The sequence below is a fragment of the Arthrobacter sp. sptzw42 genome (genome assembly GCF_059089685.1).
Genome location: NZ_JBNHEX010000002.1, coordinates 141,010 through 154,419 on the forward strand (window position 1 = coordinate 141,010; position 13,410 = coordinate 154,419).

Annotated in this window: 14 protein-coding genes and 1 tRNA gene; 8 read left to right on the forward strand and 7 right to left on the reverse strand. The window is 63.1% G+C overall.

Annotated features, from left to right (window positions below; genetic code table 11):
• Nucleotides 1–29: 29 nt before the first annotated feature.
• On the reverse strand, nt 30–1,121 hold the full coding sequence (locus AC5RT4_RS02715) for a glutathione S-transferase family protein (protein ID WP_494039679.1): 1,092 nt from the start codon (nt 1,119–1,121) through the stop codon (nt 30–32).
• 9 nt (nt 1,122–1,130) lie between these two features.
• Nucleotides 1,131–1,871, reverse strand: coding sequence for a M50 family metallopeptidase (locus AC5RT4_RS02720; protein WP_494039680.1), 741 nt, complete (start codon nt 1,869–1,871; stop codon nt 1,131–1,133).
• A 137-nt stretch (nt 1,872–2,008) separates the two neighbouring features.
• On the opposite strand from AC5RT4_RS02720, the gene AC5RT4_RS02725 reads away from it, so the two are divergent.
• Complete coding sequence (locus tag AC5RT4_RS02725) at nt 2,009–2,473, forward strand: GatB/YqeY domain-containing protein (RefSeq protein ID WP_494104796.1); 465 nt, start codon at nt 2,009–2,011, stop codon at nt 2,471–2,473.
• 88 nt (nt 2,474–2,561) lie between these two features.
• On the opposite strand, the gene AC5RT4_RS02730 is transcribed toward AC5RT4_RS02725, so the two are convergent.
• Nucleotides 2,562–2,864 carry a DUF4193 domain-containing protein gene (locus tag AC5RT4_RS02730; RefSeq protein WP_104043953.1) on the reverse strand — a complete coding sequence of 101 codons (303 nt, stop codon included), beginning with the start codon at nt 2,862–2,864 and terminating at the stop codon, nt 2,562–2,564.
• A 208-nt stretch (nt 2,865–3,072) separates the two neighbouring features.
• Between AC5RT4_RS02730 and AC5RT4_RS02735 the strand changes: the two genes are divergently transcribed.
• Both AC5RT4_RS02735 and AC5RT4_RS02740 read left to right on the forward strand, forming a co-directional pair.
• Nucleotides 3,073–4,215 carry a glycosyltransferase family 9 protein gene (locus AC5RT4_RS02735; protein ID WP_494039682.1) on the forward strand — a complete coding sequence of 381 codons (1,143 nt, stop codon included), beginning with the start codon at nt 3,073–3,075 and terminating at the stop codon, nt 4,213–4,215.
• Nucleotides 4,212–5,180, forward strand: coding sequence for a glycosyltransferase family 9 protein (locus tag AC5RT4_RS02740; protein WP_494039683.1), 969 nt, complete (start codon nt 4,212–4,214; stop codon nt 5,178–5,180). Before AC5RT4_RS02735 ends, AC5RT4_RS02740 begins: the two co-directional genes overlap by 4 nt.
• A gap of 313 nt (nt 5,181–5,493) precedes the next feature.
• On the opposite strand, the gene AC5RT4_RS02745 is transcribed toward AC5RT4_RS02740, so the two are convergent.
• Nucleotides 5,494–6,204, reverse strand: a complete 711-nt coding sequence (locus AC5RT4_RS02745; protein WP_494104797.1) for an SGNH/GDSL hydrolase family protein — start codon at nt 6,202–6,204, stop codon at nt 5,494–5,496.
• A 201-nt stretch (nt 6,205–6,405) separates the two neighbouring features.
• Here AC5RT4_RS02745 and srmL point away from each other — a divergent pair, with 201 nt between their 5' ends.
• Nucleotides 6,406–7,524: a PheS-related mystery ligase SrmL gene (gene srmL / locus AC5RT4_RS02750; protein ID WP_494104798.1), complete on the forward strand. Its 1,119-nt coding sequence runs from the start codon at nt 6,406–6,408 to the stop codon at nt 7,522–7,524.
• Nucleotides 7,525–8,621: 1,097 nt separating this feature from the next.
• Here srmL and AC5RT4_RS02755 read toward each other — a convergent pair.
• Nucleotides 8,622–9,248, reverse strand: coding sequence for a hypothetical protein (locus AC5RT4_RS02755; protein ID WP_494104799.1), 627 nt, complete (start codon nt 9,246–9,248; stop codon nt 8,622–8,624).
• Between the two features lie 304 nt (nt 9,249–9,552).
• Here AC5RT4_RS02755 and AC5RT4_RS02760 point away from each other — a divergent pair, with 304 nt between their 5' ends.
• Nucleotides 9,553–9,978 carry a hypothetical protein gene (locus tag AC5RT4_RS02760; RefSeq protein WP_494039687.1) on the forward strand — a complete coding sequence of 142 codons (426 nt, stop codon included), beginning with the start codon at nt 9,553–9,555 and terminating at the stop codon, nt 9,976–9,978.
• A 101-nt stretch (nt 9,979–10,079) separates the two neighbouring features.
• Here AC5RT4_RS02760 and AC5RT4_RS02765 read toward each other — a convergent pair.
• Nucleotides 10,080–10,162: transfer RNA gene (locus AC5RT4_RS02765), tRNA-Leu, on the reverse strand.
• A gap of 166 nt (nt 10,163–10,328) precedes the next feature.
• Between AC5RT4_RS02765 and AC5RT4_RS02770 the strand changes: the two genes are divergently transcribed.
• Nucleotides 10,329–11,633: a M20/M25/M40 family metallo-hydrolase gene (locus AC5RT4_RS02770; RefSeq protein WP_494104800.1), complete on the forward strand. Its 1,305-nt coding sequence runs from the start codon at nt 10,329–10,331 to the stop codon at nt 11,631–11,633.
• A gap of 11 nt (nt 11,634–11,644) precedes the next feature.
• Entirely contained in the window at nt 11,645–12,805 is a 1,161-nt protein-coding gene (locus AC5RT4_RS02775; RefSeq protein WP_494104801.1) for an acyl-CoA dehydrogenase family protein, read from the forward strand.
• A gap of 50 nt (nt 12,806–12,855) precedes the next feature.
• Here the strand turns inward: AC5RT4_RS02775 and AC5RT4_RS02780 are convergent, their stop codons facing one another.
• Nucleotides 12,856–13,089: a DUF5703 family protein gene (locus AC5RT4_RS02780; protein WP_494039690.1), complete on the reverse strand. Its 234-nt coding sequence runs from the start codon at nt 13,087–13,089 to the stop codon at nt 12,856–12,858.
• Between the two features lie 40 nt (nt 13,090–13,129).
• Between AC5RT4_RS02780 and AC5RT4_RS02785 the strand changes: the two genes are divergently transcribed.
• Nucleotides 13,130–13,402 carry a hypothetical protein gene (locus AC5RT4_RS02785; protein ID WP_494039691.1) on the forward strand — a complete coding sequence of 91 codons (273 nt, stop codon included), beginning with the start codon at nt 13,130–13,132 and terminating at the stop codon, nt 13,400–13,402.
• The last annotated feature ends 8 nt before the right edge of the window (nt 13,403–13,410 follow it).

Below are 13,410 nucleotides of genomic sequence, written 5' to 3' on the forward strand. Positions count from 1 at the left end.
CGGCAAGTTTAGCCAGAAAGCGATTTCCGTCAGGAGTGCGCTCCGTGTCCGGGGGCAACTTCTTCCCCTTGCTTTACCGGCCCCGGTGGAGTCCCGTCCCCGAAGGGACGGCCGCCCAAGGCTTCCCGCCCGTGGTCCTCCAGCCATCCGTTCAGGGCAGGGCCGGCCGGGACAATACCGGTGGGATTGATGTCCTCGTGCACGATGTAGTAGTGCTGCTTGATCTGCACGAAGTCTGTGGTGTCGCCGAAGCCGGGAGTCTGGAACAGGTCGCGTGCGTAGCCCCATAGTGCCGGCATCTCGCTCAGTTTTTGCCTGTTGCACTTGAAGTGGCCGTGGTAGACGGCGTCGAAGCGGGCCAGGGTGGTGAACAGCCGTACGTCGGCTTCTGTAATGGTGTCGCCTACCAGGTACCGCTGCCGGGAGAGCCGTTCTTCCAGCCAGTCCATGGCAGACCAGAGCCGGGCGTAGGCGGAGTCGTAGGCTTCCTGCGAGCCGGCGAAGCCGCAACGGTAAACCCCGTTGTTGACTTCAGTGAAAACCCGCTTGTTGACCGCGTCGATTTCCTCGCGAAGATGCTCGGGGTACAGCTGGGGCGCGCCGGGGCGGTGGTATCTCGCCCACTCGGTCGAGAAGTCCAGGGTAATCTGCGGAAAGTTGTTGGTGACAACGGCGCCTGTAGCGACCTCGACAATCGCCGGGACGGTGATGCCGCGCGGGTAGCCGGGGAAGCGCCTGAAGTACGCCTCCTGAAGGCGCTCGATCCGCAGGACCGGGTCAACGCCGTCGGGGTCCAGGTCAAACGTCCAAGACCGTGCGTCGTGTGTGGGGCCGGGCTGGCCGAGGGAAATGGCGTCTTCGAGCCCCAGGAGGCGGCGGACGATAACTGTCCGGTTGGCCCAGGGGCAGGCCCTGGCAGCAATGAGGCGGTAGCGCCCCGGCTCCGCGGGCCAGCCAGGTTCGCCGTTAAGGCCCGGCCTGCCGTCTGAGGTAATCCGATCCTCGATGTAGTTGGTGTCGCGGTTGAACTCCGCTCCGCCGGTGACGTAGGCGCCACGGGTGCTGTGCTCAGAGGTACTGCCGTTTATTGCCTGCTGGGTGCTTTCCGTTTCCTGGCTCATGGATCCACCCTATGCGCCCGCCGGCAGGACTGCGGAGATCGGCTGCCACGCGGCAAGCCAGGACCCCACAATGAAGACCATGAACAGGACGATCCAGACACCAGAGGGGATGGCGGTAGCGCGGTACAGCAGGTAAGCGTCCGAGCTGGCGAGCCGGTCCCTCCGCCGCAGGTGCACGTGGGTGAGCTTGATAAGGTCGCGGACGGCACCCACCAGCAGCACCAGGCCCAGAATGACGGTCACGTGACCCACGAACCGGTCCGGCACCAGGAAAATGAGGGCCGTGTTGGCGGCAATGGCGGCGGCAGTAATCAGGAAACCCGCGGGGTTGCGGAGGAAGAGCAACGTGGCAGCCAGGGCAACGGTGCTGGCCGCTAAAGCTGCCGGACCCCACCCGTTGAAGCCGCACCAAACGAGCGCAGCGCCAACAACGGCAGGCACGGGGTAGCCCCAGAAGCAGGACCACACGGTGGCAAGCCTGCTCCGGCTGTACGTAGTGGTGGCGCCTGAATGGTCGAAACGCAGCCTTATGCCGGATAACCGCTGCCCGCTCGTGACGGCAGCGAAGGCATGGCCCAATTCATGGGTGGCAGTCGACAGCAGGCCAACGTATTTCCATGACCGGCGGGGCACTGACAAGGCGGTAACAATGGCGAGGGCCACCAGCAGCTCAACAAAGGAGATGGCCGGGACATCCGTGTGGCTGAAGGCGGCAAGGATCGTGTTCCAGGGGTTGTCCGGAAGGTTCATTGATTGGTGTCGGGAATCGGGTGGTCATGTGCGGCCATAAGCCCCTACGGTACTAGGGATGGGAAGACGCTGCCGCGGCGCCCTGCGCCGCCCCCGCCCCGTCCAAAGGCAACAGTAAACATAGGAACAGAGGAAACGTGTCATCTCTAAAGGAACGGCTGCAGGCCGACGTCGTCATCCATATGAAGGAGCGCAACAAGACCGCACTGACCACCGTCAGGAACGTCCTGGGCGAGATTGAGACCCGTGAAAAATCGGGAAAGACACCCGTCCAGCTCGATGACGCGCAAGTAACAACCCTGCTCCAGAAGGAAGCCGCGAAGCGGCGGGACACGGCCGGGATTTATGCAGAAGCCGGACAGCCGGACCGTGCGGCGGCGGAAATTGCCGAAGCGGAAGTGATCGAGTCTTACCTGCCCAAGCCGCTGACTTTGGCGGAGGTGGAGGCAATTGTCGATGAGGTCATCGAGGGGCTCCGCGCCGGGGGCCGCGAGCTGACGGCCCGCCAGATGGGCGAAGTCATGAAGCCTGTGACAGCTGAGGTTGCAGGGCGCTTCGACGGCAAGGAAGTCAGCCAGCTGGTGCGGCAGAAGCTCGCTTAAAAGCGAAAGGCACGTCCACCAATTGGCGGGCGTGCCTTTCGCTCAGTTGTGGGAGCGGCTGCAGCAGCCGTACCGTCTGGTTGCCTGATCAGCCTTCGCACTCTGTGCAGTAGGTGTGGCCGTCCTTCTGGCGCGCAATCTGCGAGCGGTGGCGGACCAGGAAGCAGGAGTAGCAGGTGAATTCGTCCTCTGCCTGCGGGATGACCTGCACCACGAGCTCCTCAGCGACAAACTCGCCGCCGGGTACGCCCGCGCCGTCGAGGCCGTCAGCTTCGTCCAGCTCCAGGACAACGCTGCGCGCGTCGGGAGCGTTGGCTGACTGGAGCTGCTCGAGAGAGTTGTCCTGCGATTCCTTGACGTCGGAACGCAGTTCATCGTAATCGGTTGCCAATTTAGGTGCTTCTCTTTTCTTTGGTTCGTCTGTCGCGTATGAAACGTACAGCATCATCCGGGTATTCCCCAATAGCGGGAGTATATTGACTGCCGTTTGGGTAGAGGTTTAAAGGAAGCGGCCTCAAGGTTCATCACCCTACTGTGGCTGCAAGGCAGGGGAGGCCGCGGTGGACGCTGCGGTCTCCGCACTATTCAAAGGGGTACATATGGAGCAGTTGACTGCAGAGTTCGGAGGCGCCGGGCGGGCCGGCACAGGCGTTGGTCCGGTCCTCGATAAGTTTAACTCAGTATCAAGGATAGCCGTCCTGCGCGGTGGTGGTCTCGGTGACCTGATTTTTGCCATTCCCGCCATTGCGGCCTTGAAAGCCGCCTATCCTGAGGCTTCCATCACACTTCTCGGCACCCCGGCGCACAAAGCCCTGATCAGTGCCACCAAGAGCCCAATAGACGAAGTTCAGGTGCTGCCCTTTTCCGAAGGCGTCCGGCCAGGGGATGAGGACGAGGAGGAACTGGACCGGTTCTTCGGGGAGATGCGTGCCCGGCAGTTTGACCTCGCAGTGCAGGTCCATGGCGGCGGACGGTATTCCAACCCATTCCTGCTTCGGTTGGGTGCCAGGCATACAGTGGGTACGCGCACCCCTGACGCGGCAAGCCTGGAACGCACAGTACCGTACCTCTACTACCAGCACGAGCCCCTGCGGGCGCTTGAGGTGGCCGGGTTCGCCGGTGCCTATCCTGTTGATCTTGAGGCGCGCCTGGCGCCCGCCGAAGGGCTGCAGGCTCCTTTCCAAGCGGCCGACGGCGACAGCCAGCCTTTGGTGGTCATGCATCCCGGGGCCACGGATCCGCGCCGCCGCTGGCCAGCTGAGCGGTTCGCTGAGCTCGCCGTAGCCTGTGCCGGTGACGGCTTCCAGGTGGTGGTAGTGGGGGACGGCAGCGAGAAGGACATCGCCGACCGCATCGTCGAACTGGCGGCGTCGTGCGACGTCCGCTCGCTGGCCGGCGAGCTGGACATGGCGGGTTTGGTGGCGGTGCTGGCCGGCGCAGCGGTGGTAGTGGGAAATGACAGCGGCCCGCGGCATCTCGCCCAGGCGCTGGGGGTACCCACAGTTGGAATCTTCTGGGCCGGCAACGTTATTAATGCCGGCGCGTTGGGGCGGAGCCTGCACCGGATCCACGCTTCCTGGGTGACGGTCTGTCCCACCTGCGGCATAGACGTTACCCAGGTTGGCTGGACGGCTCCGCGCTGCCCCCACGACGACTCGGTGGTGGCCGGCATTGAAGTGCGGGATGTGCACGAGGACGTCCGCAGTCTGGCGGCAACCGAGCTGGCCGGGCACCGGGCATGAGCGCTCCTAATGCTGCGGCACGGAACGCCGTGGACGCCTACGACGGAAAACCCGAGCTCCTGGTACTTAGGGCCCTCAAGTTGGGGGACCTGCTCGTCGCAGTACCGGCCTTGAAGGCTCTCCGGCGCACCTTCCCGGAACACCGGCTGCGGTACGCGGCCCAGGGCTGGCTGTCGGAGGCGCTTGGGCTCGTTGGTGGTTATGAACTTTTTCCCACACACGGCCTGGACGAACCACTGGCCATGGAGCCCGGCATCGTGGATGTTGCCGTTAACCTCCATGGCAGCGGACCGGAAAGCCAGGGCCGGATCGAGGCTTTGCAGGCACGGCAAACCATAGGCCACCGGAGCCAGTACCGGGACGGGCCGCCGTGGCACGGCGAGCTGCATGAGAGGGAGCGCTGGACGAAGCTCCTGGAATGGCACGGGATCGAGGCTGATCCTTTGGACATCCAGCTGAACACGCCGCACGTGCCCAGCCCCGTTCCTGGTGCAACCGTGTTGCACGTCGGGGCCGCCTACGGCAGCCGCCTTTGGCCGGCAGAGCGGTTTGCAGCAGTTGCCTCGGCCCTTGACCAGGCCGGGCACAACGTCGTCTTCACCGGTGGCAGCAGCGAAAGGGACCGGGCCCTGGATGTGTGCCGCCGGTCGGGGCTTGCAGAGGACACAGTTCTGGCAGGCAGGCTCGGCCTCGCGGAGTTCGCTGCGACCATCGCCGCGGCCCGTCTGCTGGTTTCGGCGGACACAGGGGCCGCGCATCTGGCTTCTGCATACGGCACCCCGTCGGTGGTGTTGTTCGGGCCTGCACCCCCCGAGATCTGGGGTCCGCCCCCAGGTCCCCACGTTGTCCTGACCCGCGCTGAACTGCGGCGGGGCGATACCTTCGCGGAGCAGCCGGATCCGGCGCTACTGGCAGTCACGGTGCAGGACGTCCTGGCTGCGGTGCGGGGGCTGGGGGTGTTGTAGGCCGGAGATCAGAAGGAGGCCGCGGGAAATGGGGGCTCTTCCCGGGGTTCGAAAGTTCTAAGATTAGCCATGGGCGCTGAGATGGAAATTACCTTGGTGTTGACGATGGCGTTCCTCTGGATCGCAGGATCCCTTGCTGTTTTGTCCGGCATTGACCGGCCGGAAAGAAAGGCCCGGCGGCAGGAGCGGAAAGCCACCCGTGCGGGCAGGCGGCGGGTCCAGTACCGGCCAGCCACAGCTGACTCCCGGCCGCCAAAGCGGATCAAGCATCCGCGGATCCGCAGCCTACGCCCGCACTGACGGGGGCGCAGGCTCAGCCTTTTGGCTGGATTGGCGGGGCGGCAAAATCTTTCGGCGCCGCCCCGCCAACAACAACCGAGCGCGGGTAAGGCTGCCCGCCCCGGACGAGGGCAGTAATGGCCCGCGCAATTTTTCGTCCGCCCTGGGTTGAGGGCTCGATGGGGTTCGCGTAGTCCCCGTCTTCGCTGCAGATGAGCCGAAGGTCGATCAGTGCTGTTCCGCTGGCAAAGGCGGCCCTGGTGATGGAGTCGTTGAAGAGGGCGAGCGCTGCTTTGATGATTTTTTGGTTCGGCTCCGATGGGAGAGTGTCGTAAATGGTGCACACGGCAGTGGGCAGTCCCTGCGCCAGGACGGCAGGCAGCATGGTCCGGTAGTCGGCGTCGAACCTGTCCCTTCCCGCCCCAAGCAAAAGCAGGGCCTCGGCAACTGAGCCCGGCCGCTCCTGCAACAACGGTGCGTAACCCAGGGCGTCGTTTCCGCCAACGCTCACCACCAGATGGGTGGCATCCATAGGGAGGCCGCGGAGCTGGCGGGCGACGCCGGTGATCACGTCCCCGTCGATGGCCAGGAGTGAACACTTCCAGCCCGGGAGTTCCTGCCGCAGTTGGCTGACGACGTCGGGGCCGCCGTCCACATAGGCGGCGTTGTCGAATATGGAATCGCCCAGAAGGACCACGTGGCCAGTACTCTGTACCTCATCTGCCGCAACGTCCATACGGGTCATGTTCCACCCTTGCGTGCCCGTCCGCTACCCATGGGCGGGTCCGTCTCCTTGCGGTATAGTCGCCCCATGCTTTGTGCGCGTCAATTTCTGTGCCCCCGGCCGTTCACCGGTCGCGAGGGCTTACAGGCGCGCGCCTAGGTCCTGGCGCTGGCACGGTCGGGGGAGAAGAAACCCTTTCCAGCCAAAACCCAAGGACCAACAGTGCCCACTTATCTCACTCCCGCTGAACTTCATCAAGCCCTGACTATCCGGGATCTCACTAACTCCGCTCATCAACCTCACGCGATGCAGGACCTCCTTCAAGGAGTGACCGCAGCGCTCTCCTCTCGCTGGAAAGTGCCCGAGCGTGTGGTTCGCCACAGCCCTCTGGTGAGCGTGGCACACAACTACGATCTGTTGGGGTTCAGCCCCCTGGATGTCACCCGGGACCAGCGGTACTCCCGTTACGTCAGCCCCACCGTTATGCTCCGAAGCCACACTTCCGCTTCCATACCGTCACTCCTGCGGTCGCTGGATCCCGACGCGCAATTGGACGAACTCTGGGTCATACCGGGACTGGTTTACCGTCGCGATGCCATTGACCACACCCATGTGGGAACGCCTCATCAGGTTGACCTGTGGCGCGTGAAATCGGGCAAACGACTGACCCCGCGCGACCTGCAGGACATGATCGCGTCCTTGGTCCAGGCGGTACTTCCGGGAGCACATTGGCGCGCCTCGCCGGCTGTCCACCCGTACACCACACGTGGGCTGCAGGTAGACGTCCTGTTGGACGGCCATTGGCTCGAGCTCGCCGAGTGCGGGCTGATGGCACCGCACCTCCTTTCGGAAGCCGGTTTGGATCCTGCGCGGTGGGCGGGGCTGGCCCTGGGCATGGGCCTGGACCGGGCCCTGATGCTTCGCAAAGGCATCCCGGACATCAGGCTGCTGAGGGCGGAGGACGAGCGGATTCAACAGCAGATGTTGGACCTGTCCCGATGGAGGCCGGTGTCGCGGATGCCCGCTATCCGTAGGGATATTTCCGTTGTTGTTCCGGCGGACACCGACGCCGAGTTGCTCGGTGATCAGGTGCGGACAGCACTTGGTGATCAGGCCGAAAACCTGGAATCGGTAGACCTGTTGGCCCTGACCCAGTGCCAGGAGCTCCCCAAGCGAGTCCAGGACCGGCTGCAGATCGGCGATGGGCAGGCCAACGCATTGGTAAGGCTTGTCCTGCGCAGCCTCAGCGGGACGATGACAGACGTCCAGGCTAACCAGATTCGGGACGCGGTCTATCTTGCGGTGCACGAAGGGCCGGTCAAGGAGCTCATCAGCGGCTGAGTCGTCTGGGGCCCCGGCACCCAGTTACGGAGACACAAAGAAGCCCCGGAGAACCAGTGATGTTCCGGGGCTTCTTTCTGTGCGCGGAGGGGGACTTGAACCCCGGTCCCAGCGCGTCGTCCTAAGGGAAAACCGCTAAATTTTCGCACTTCTTCTTACCGTTTTGTCTCACCCAAGATGCCAAGACTCCACTGGCTCAACCACGCCAAATCGTGCTCGTGCATAGAAGGGGCGCGGCCGCATTTGCGGTTGAACAAGCGCACTGTCCGTTTTACTGAAAACCTACGAGCAAATAGGCACCGCGCCTCGCGCCCAGCGGCCGCGGCACTCGCGAAACTCATGCCTTCACGCTAAAGTCTGCGCGTCGCTCCATGGAACTGTCCGTACCCGGGGACGGACCTCTTCAGCTCGGCAATCCGCAGCCGCAGGAACACAATGGCCCGGACGAGGGCGTACACCGCCAGGACGGCCATGATGATCGTGAAGACCGCTTATAGAGCACCGAGAACACCAAAGGCCGGACTTAAATTCACTGCTACCGCCAATAGTCGTTGGACCTAGGCTACGCGAGCCGGCGAGTGTGTCCGCGGCGGCGGGCTACACAGTACCAGTGGCCCTTGGCTGACCTGCGTCAGGTGGCATCAACCAGTGTCTAGGCGGCACTTTTATTTTTGAAGCTTTGGATCTCCACGTTCCGGATTACAGCCGGCGGTCGCCGTCGGGCTTTCGAAAGGAACACGAGCATGGTGAGTATTGTGCCCATCCAGGCAAGTGCGGTAAAAAACACCAAGCCGACCGCCACTAAGGGGTGCATGGCGACAGCTTAGGACCGTGCCGCTAAAAGGCCCGGCTGAAACTCCGCATCCTCCGGGCGAAGTTTTGGGTGAGCCACTACGAGCAGCCACTTCATCCGGCGACCGGCGACCGGGCATCGGAATGGCGCGCCCCGTTCGCTGAGCGCGGCCTTACATCCCGTTCATAGCCATTCGCAGGGGCTGGACCAATACGAAGCCGGCTTAGGATCGGGTGCGCAAGTCCGTGGGGTATTCGTAGCGGACTCGCCGCCAATGTGTGGGTGTTTAACTGCATCGGTGAACCTAGACGACTGCACCATTATTGAGTTGCATATGCCGGGGTCCCCGGGGGAGGCGCCAGGCCCAGTAGGCGATCATGAGACCTGCCGTCGCAGCCCCTCCGGCGTATACCCACGGCGAGGACCACGAACCCTCCGGGGCGGGAATAGCGAATGCGACTGCAGCGGTAGCCAGGAGAATTTCAACGCCGACCTGCAGCGGCCTGGCCCGGTACTCCGCGGTGGCCAGTCTGATGAGGGGAATGAGGGGTAGCAGGAACAGGCCAAAGCTGGGGAAGGGGTACATGATGTTCAGCGTGTAGATCGTCATACCCAGCAACAGCAGCCCCAGGAACTTAAGCACCTGAACTGCCGAGAGCGGGCTCTCCCGAGTCCACCGGGTCAACAGCAGCCCCCAAGCCGGGAGTCCGAGCAGCCAGCCCCCAGCCCAGAAGTCGACGTTCGTCAGCGCCAGCGGCACGAGCAGGGTGCCGGGAAGCAGGAACGCCACGGCCTGCCGAAGTGAGGGAGCCTTTCTCGTGAGCCCGAAAATGCATGCCCCGACCAACAGGTAAATAGCCGCGTACCAAGGCAGCAGCTGGACTATAGGGTCGGCCAGGTTGAACACCAGCAGTGTCAGTCCGGGGACCATGACGCAAACCGCGGCCAACGTCCACGGAGGGTAGCTAAGACTCATGTGGCAACCGCCATGTCATGAACCGACTCTACTGGCCTCTGACTTCTAAGACCGTTCTGGTCCAGGGCGACGCTCTGCCGGTACTTGAAGATGTAGGTCAAGAAACCCCAGAGCCGGGAGGGACCCAGCTTCAGGTGGGAAAGGCACGTTCCGGTAGGACGAGAAAATGACGTTGCCCACCAAGAGGGACTGAACTACCTCGCAGGCTCCCTCATAACAATGACAGGTAGGCTGGGCCCCACTCTTCGTTGGGGGAAGAATGGTACGTGTCGTGAAGCTCGCCGCAGCGGGCACTCTGTTGCTGTCCGTGTCCGCATGTGCCGCGCCGAGCATCGAGGAAATGGGCCGTAGTGCTATCCGGGAACAGGCCGTTGAGGGCAAGGGCTGGTTCACCAAGTTCACAGCGGCTACGGATACGGCCGACACGGGCTTGGTCGCTTCGCTACTTGAAAGACCGATCTTCGGTAACTACGCCCACGGCTGGGACTCCGACGGCGACTTCTACACGGAGCACTACTACCGGAAGCATCTGACGACCAGCGGCGGTTGGCGGGGCAAGCAACGTACCGTTAGTGCCTGCGTCCGGTACGAGACAGAGACAGGCACGATAACTGCCACGTCCATTAACTGCCCCGCTGAACCGCCCTTCTCCGATTTCACAGATGAGTGGGTAACTGTGCCTTGAACCTAGGCCTCAATCATCAGCCCAAAGCCTTGGAGACGTCAATCTTAGTGGGGACACAAAGAAGCCCCGGAAAATCAGTGATTTCCCGGGGCTTCCGTTTGTGCGCGGAGGGGGACTTGAACCCCCACCCCCTTTCGAGGACTAGCACCTCAAGCTAGCGCGTCTGCCATTCCGCCACCCGCGCAGGTGGTATTTCGGGAACCGTTCCGCCTTTCAGCGTTTCGCGTTTCTCCGAAGCAGCGAGAAAAACTCTAACACGAACTTTCCGGGAACAACGAATCGGGCCAAGTGGGTAGGCTGAGGGCAGCTATTCAGCCCTGCAAACTGCTTGTTCCAGTGAGGAGCCCTCAATGCCTGATGTCCTGCCCGAGGATGAAGTCGTCCGTATCTGCCAGGAACTCATCCGCATCGATACTTCCAACTTCGGCGACGGTTCCGGGCCGGGGGAGCGGGCCGCGGCAGAATACGCTGCCGGACTCATCGAGGAAGTGGGCATGGAGGCCGAGATCTTCGAGTCCGCTCCGGGCCGGGCAAATGTGGTCACCCGGCTGGCCGGCGAGGACCCTTCCGCCAGCGCACTCGTGGTGCACGGCCACCTTGACGTGGTTCCCGCCCTCCGCGACCAGTGGTCGGTGGACCCGTTCGGAGCAGAACTGAAGGATGGCCTCATCTGGGGCCGCGGCGCCGTCGACATGAAAGACATGGACGCCATGATCCTCGCCGTCCTGCGGGGCTTTGCCCGCACGGGCAGGAAGCCCAAGCGGGATATTGTCTTTGCCTTTTTCGCTGACGAGGAAGCCGGGGGCGTATACGGTGCCCGTTACGCCGTGGACAAGCGGCCGGAGCTCTTCGACGGGGCAACCGAAGCCATCTCGGAGGTGGGCGGATTTTCGGCAACCATCGGCGGGCAGCGCACCTATCTGCTCCAGACCGCGGAGAAGGGCATCTCCTGGCTGCGCCTGGTAGCCCACGGCAGGGCCGGCCACGGTTCCCAGATTAACACCGACAACGCGGTTACCCGCCTCGCAGCTGCTGTGACCCGCATCGGCGAATACAACTGGCCGATTGAGCTGACACCCACCACCCGGCAGTTCCTGGACGGCGTGACCGAACTCACGGGGGTGGAGTTCGACGCCGATAATCCCGACCTCCTGCTGAACCAGCTGGGAACCGTGGCCCGGTTTGTCGGTGCAACCCTGCAGAACACCACCAATCCCACGCTCGTCAAGGGCGGCTACAAGCACAACGTCATCCCCGAATCCGCAGAGGCCCTCATTGACTGCCGTACGCTGCCCGGGCAGGAGGAACACGTCCTGGAAAAGGTGAAGGAGCTGGCCGGAACCGGGGTGGACGTCAGTTATGTCCACAACGACGTGTCCCTCGAGGTGCCCTTTGCCGGAAACCTGGTGGACTCCATGATCGACGCCCTGCACTCCGAGGACCCAGGCGCGAAGGTGCTGCCCTACACGCTCTCCGGCGGCACGGACAACAAGTCCCTCAGCAGGCTCGGCATTATCGGTTACGGTTTCGCGCCGCTGATGCTGCCGGATGATCTGGACTTCACCGGCATGTTCCACGGCGTGGACGAGCGCGTTCCAGCCGATTCCCTCAAATTCGGCGCCAGGGTGCTCAATACCCTGCTCACCAACTACTGAGAGGCCGGACCATGACCCCGGAAGACGTATTGCCGGACGCCCTTCTGGAACGGATCCGTGACCGCGCCGCAGGATACGACAGGGACAATGCGTTCTTCCACGAGGACCTGCAGGAACTCACCGACGCAGGGTACCTGAAGCTTTTCGTCCCCGCGGCCGACGGCGGCAAGGGACTTGGGCTCGAAGCGGCGGCGCAGTGCCAGCGGAGGCTGGCAACGGCTGCGCCTGCTACCGCGTTGGCGGTCAACATGCACCTGGTGTGGACCGGCGTCGCGCATGTCCTTCAGGCACGTGGCGATGATTCCCTCGACTTTGTCCTCAAGGAAGCCGCCCAGGGCGAAGTCTTCGCGTTCGGTAACTCCGAAGCAGGGAACGATTCGGTCCTGTTTGATTCCCGCACGGTGGCAGAGCCGCAGCCCGGCGGCGGCTACACCTTCACGGGAACGAAGATCTTCACCAGCCTGTCGCCCGCGTGGACCAGGCTGGGAATCTTCGGCAAAGACCCGTTGGCCAGAGGCGGTGACGGGGAACTTGTGCATGGCTTCATTTCCAGGGAAACATCCGGCTACCGCGTCCTGGACGACTGGGACACCCTGGGTATGCGGGCCAGCCAGTCCAGTACGACAGTGCTGGAGGGCGTCCACGTGCCCGGCGACCGCATCTTCCGCAAGCTTCCTGTGGGGCCAAACCGCGATCCTCTGATCTTCGCTATCTTCGCGTGCTTCGAGACGTTGCTGGCCGCCGTCTACACCGGGCTGGGGGAGCGGGCGCTGGCAGTAGGAGTCGAAACTGTGAAGCGCCGGACGTCCTTCAAAAACGGCGGGCGGAGCTACGCCCAGGACCCGGACATCCGCTGGAAGGTGGCGGAAGCCGCAATGGCTATGGACAACCTGTATCCGCAGCTTTCCTCGGTAACTGCGGACGTCGATGCCCTCGCCGACCATGGCCCGCAGTGGTTTCCGAAGCTCGTGGGCCTGAAGGTCAATGCAACAGGAACGGCCCGCCGCGTTGTTGACCTCGCAATCCGCGTTAGCGGCGGATCAAGCTATTTCAGTGGCTCTGAACTGGAACGGCTTTACCGGGACGTCCTCGCCGGCATGTTCCATCCCTCGGACGACGAATCGGCCCACAACACGGTGGCCACAGCCTGGCTTGGGCCGCTGGAGGAGTAGAGGTGTCAGGCCGGATCCCGTTGGGGACGGTCCGCGGGAGCCTTGACTTCCTAGACGGTCCGCTGGACCTGGATGACACGCCGGCGGAGCCAGAACCGCCGGCCGCCGCCGACGTACAGCTTGCTGCGCTGCAGCTCCCACTTTCCGTATTCGGAGTGTTCCACCAGCCGCCGCCTGGCCTCGTGCAGTGAATCGACAGGGCTGACCGTCAGTACAAGGTACTCGTACTGCCTGGCATAATCCCGTTCCCGCTGGACCGAGCTGGTGAGAAATTGTTCCTTCATTTGCTCTCCATTTTCGTCCTTTTCCGGCTAACGTGAAGGCATGAGCATCGATCCGCGTGTCGCGCTTCAGTCCTTGACAACCGCTTTGGAAGAACACCTTATAGCAGCTTCGAACCGCCGCGGAGATGGGGACCCCACCGTGGAGGCGGCGTTTTTCGCAGTCGCCGATGCTTTCGAAGTCTACGAGGACGCACTTTATGAGGCCTACAACGAGGTCACGCCGCTCCAGGTCTTTGATGACGAGGACGACGAAGAAGAGGAAGCCGAAGTTGATGACGAGGATCTCGAAATTGTCGAGGACCGCAACGTCTGACTGAACGC

Excerpts from the sequence above, each read along its gene's own strand:
- AC5RT4_RS02715 (WP_494039679.1), bottom strand. The coding sequence starts at position 1,121 with ATGAGCCAGGAAACGGAAAGCACCCAGCAGGCAATAAACGGCAGTACC.
- AC5RT4_RS02720 (WP_494039680.1), bottom strand. The coding sequence starts at position 1,871 with ATGAACCTTCCGGACAACCCCTGGAACACGATCCTTGCCGCCTTCAGC.
- AC5RT4_RS02735 (WP_494039682.1), top strand. The coding sequence starts at position 3,073 with ATGGAGCAGTTGACTGCAGAGTTCGGAGGCGCCGGGCGGGCCGGCACA.
- AC5RT4_RS02740 (WP_494039683.1), top strand. The coding sequence starts at position 4,212 with ATGAGCGCTCCTAATGCTGCGGCACGGAACGCCGTGGACGCCTACGAC.
- AC5RT4_RS02745 (WP_494104797.1), bottom strand. The coding sequence starts at position 6,204 with ATGACCCGTATGGACGTTGCGGCAGATGAGGTACAGAGTACTGGCCAC.
- AC5RT4_RS02755 (WP_494104799.1), bottom strand. The coding sequence starts at position 9,248 with ATGGTCCCCGGACTGACACTGCTGGTGTTCAACCTGGCCGACCCTATA.
- AC5RT4_RS02760 (WP_494039687.1), top strand. The coding sequence starts at position 9,553 with ATGGTACGTGTCGTGAAGCTCGCCGCAGCGGGCACTCTGTTGCTGTCC.
- AC5RT4_RS02770 (WP_494104800.1), top strand. The coding sequence starts at position 10,329 with ATGCCTGATGTCCTGCCCGAGGATGAAGTCGTCCGTATCTGCCAGGAA.
- AC5RT4_RS02775 (WP_494104801.1), top strand. The coding sequence starts at position 11,645 with ATGACCCCGGAAGACGTATTGCCGGACGCCCTTCTGGAACGGATCCGT.
- AC5RT4_RS02780 (WP_494039690.1), bottom strand. The coding sequence starts at position 13,089 with ATGAAGGAACAATTTCTCACCAGCTCGGTCCAGCGGGAACGGGATTAT.
- AC5RT4_RS02785 (WP_494039691.1), top strand. The coding sequence starts at position 13,130 with ATGAGCATCGATCCGCGTGTCGCGCTTCAGTCCTTGACAACCGCTTTG.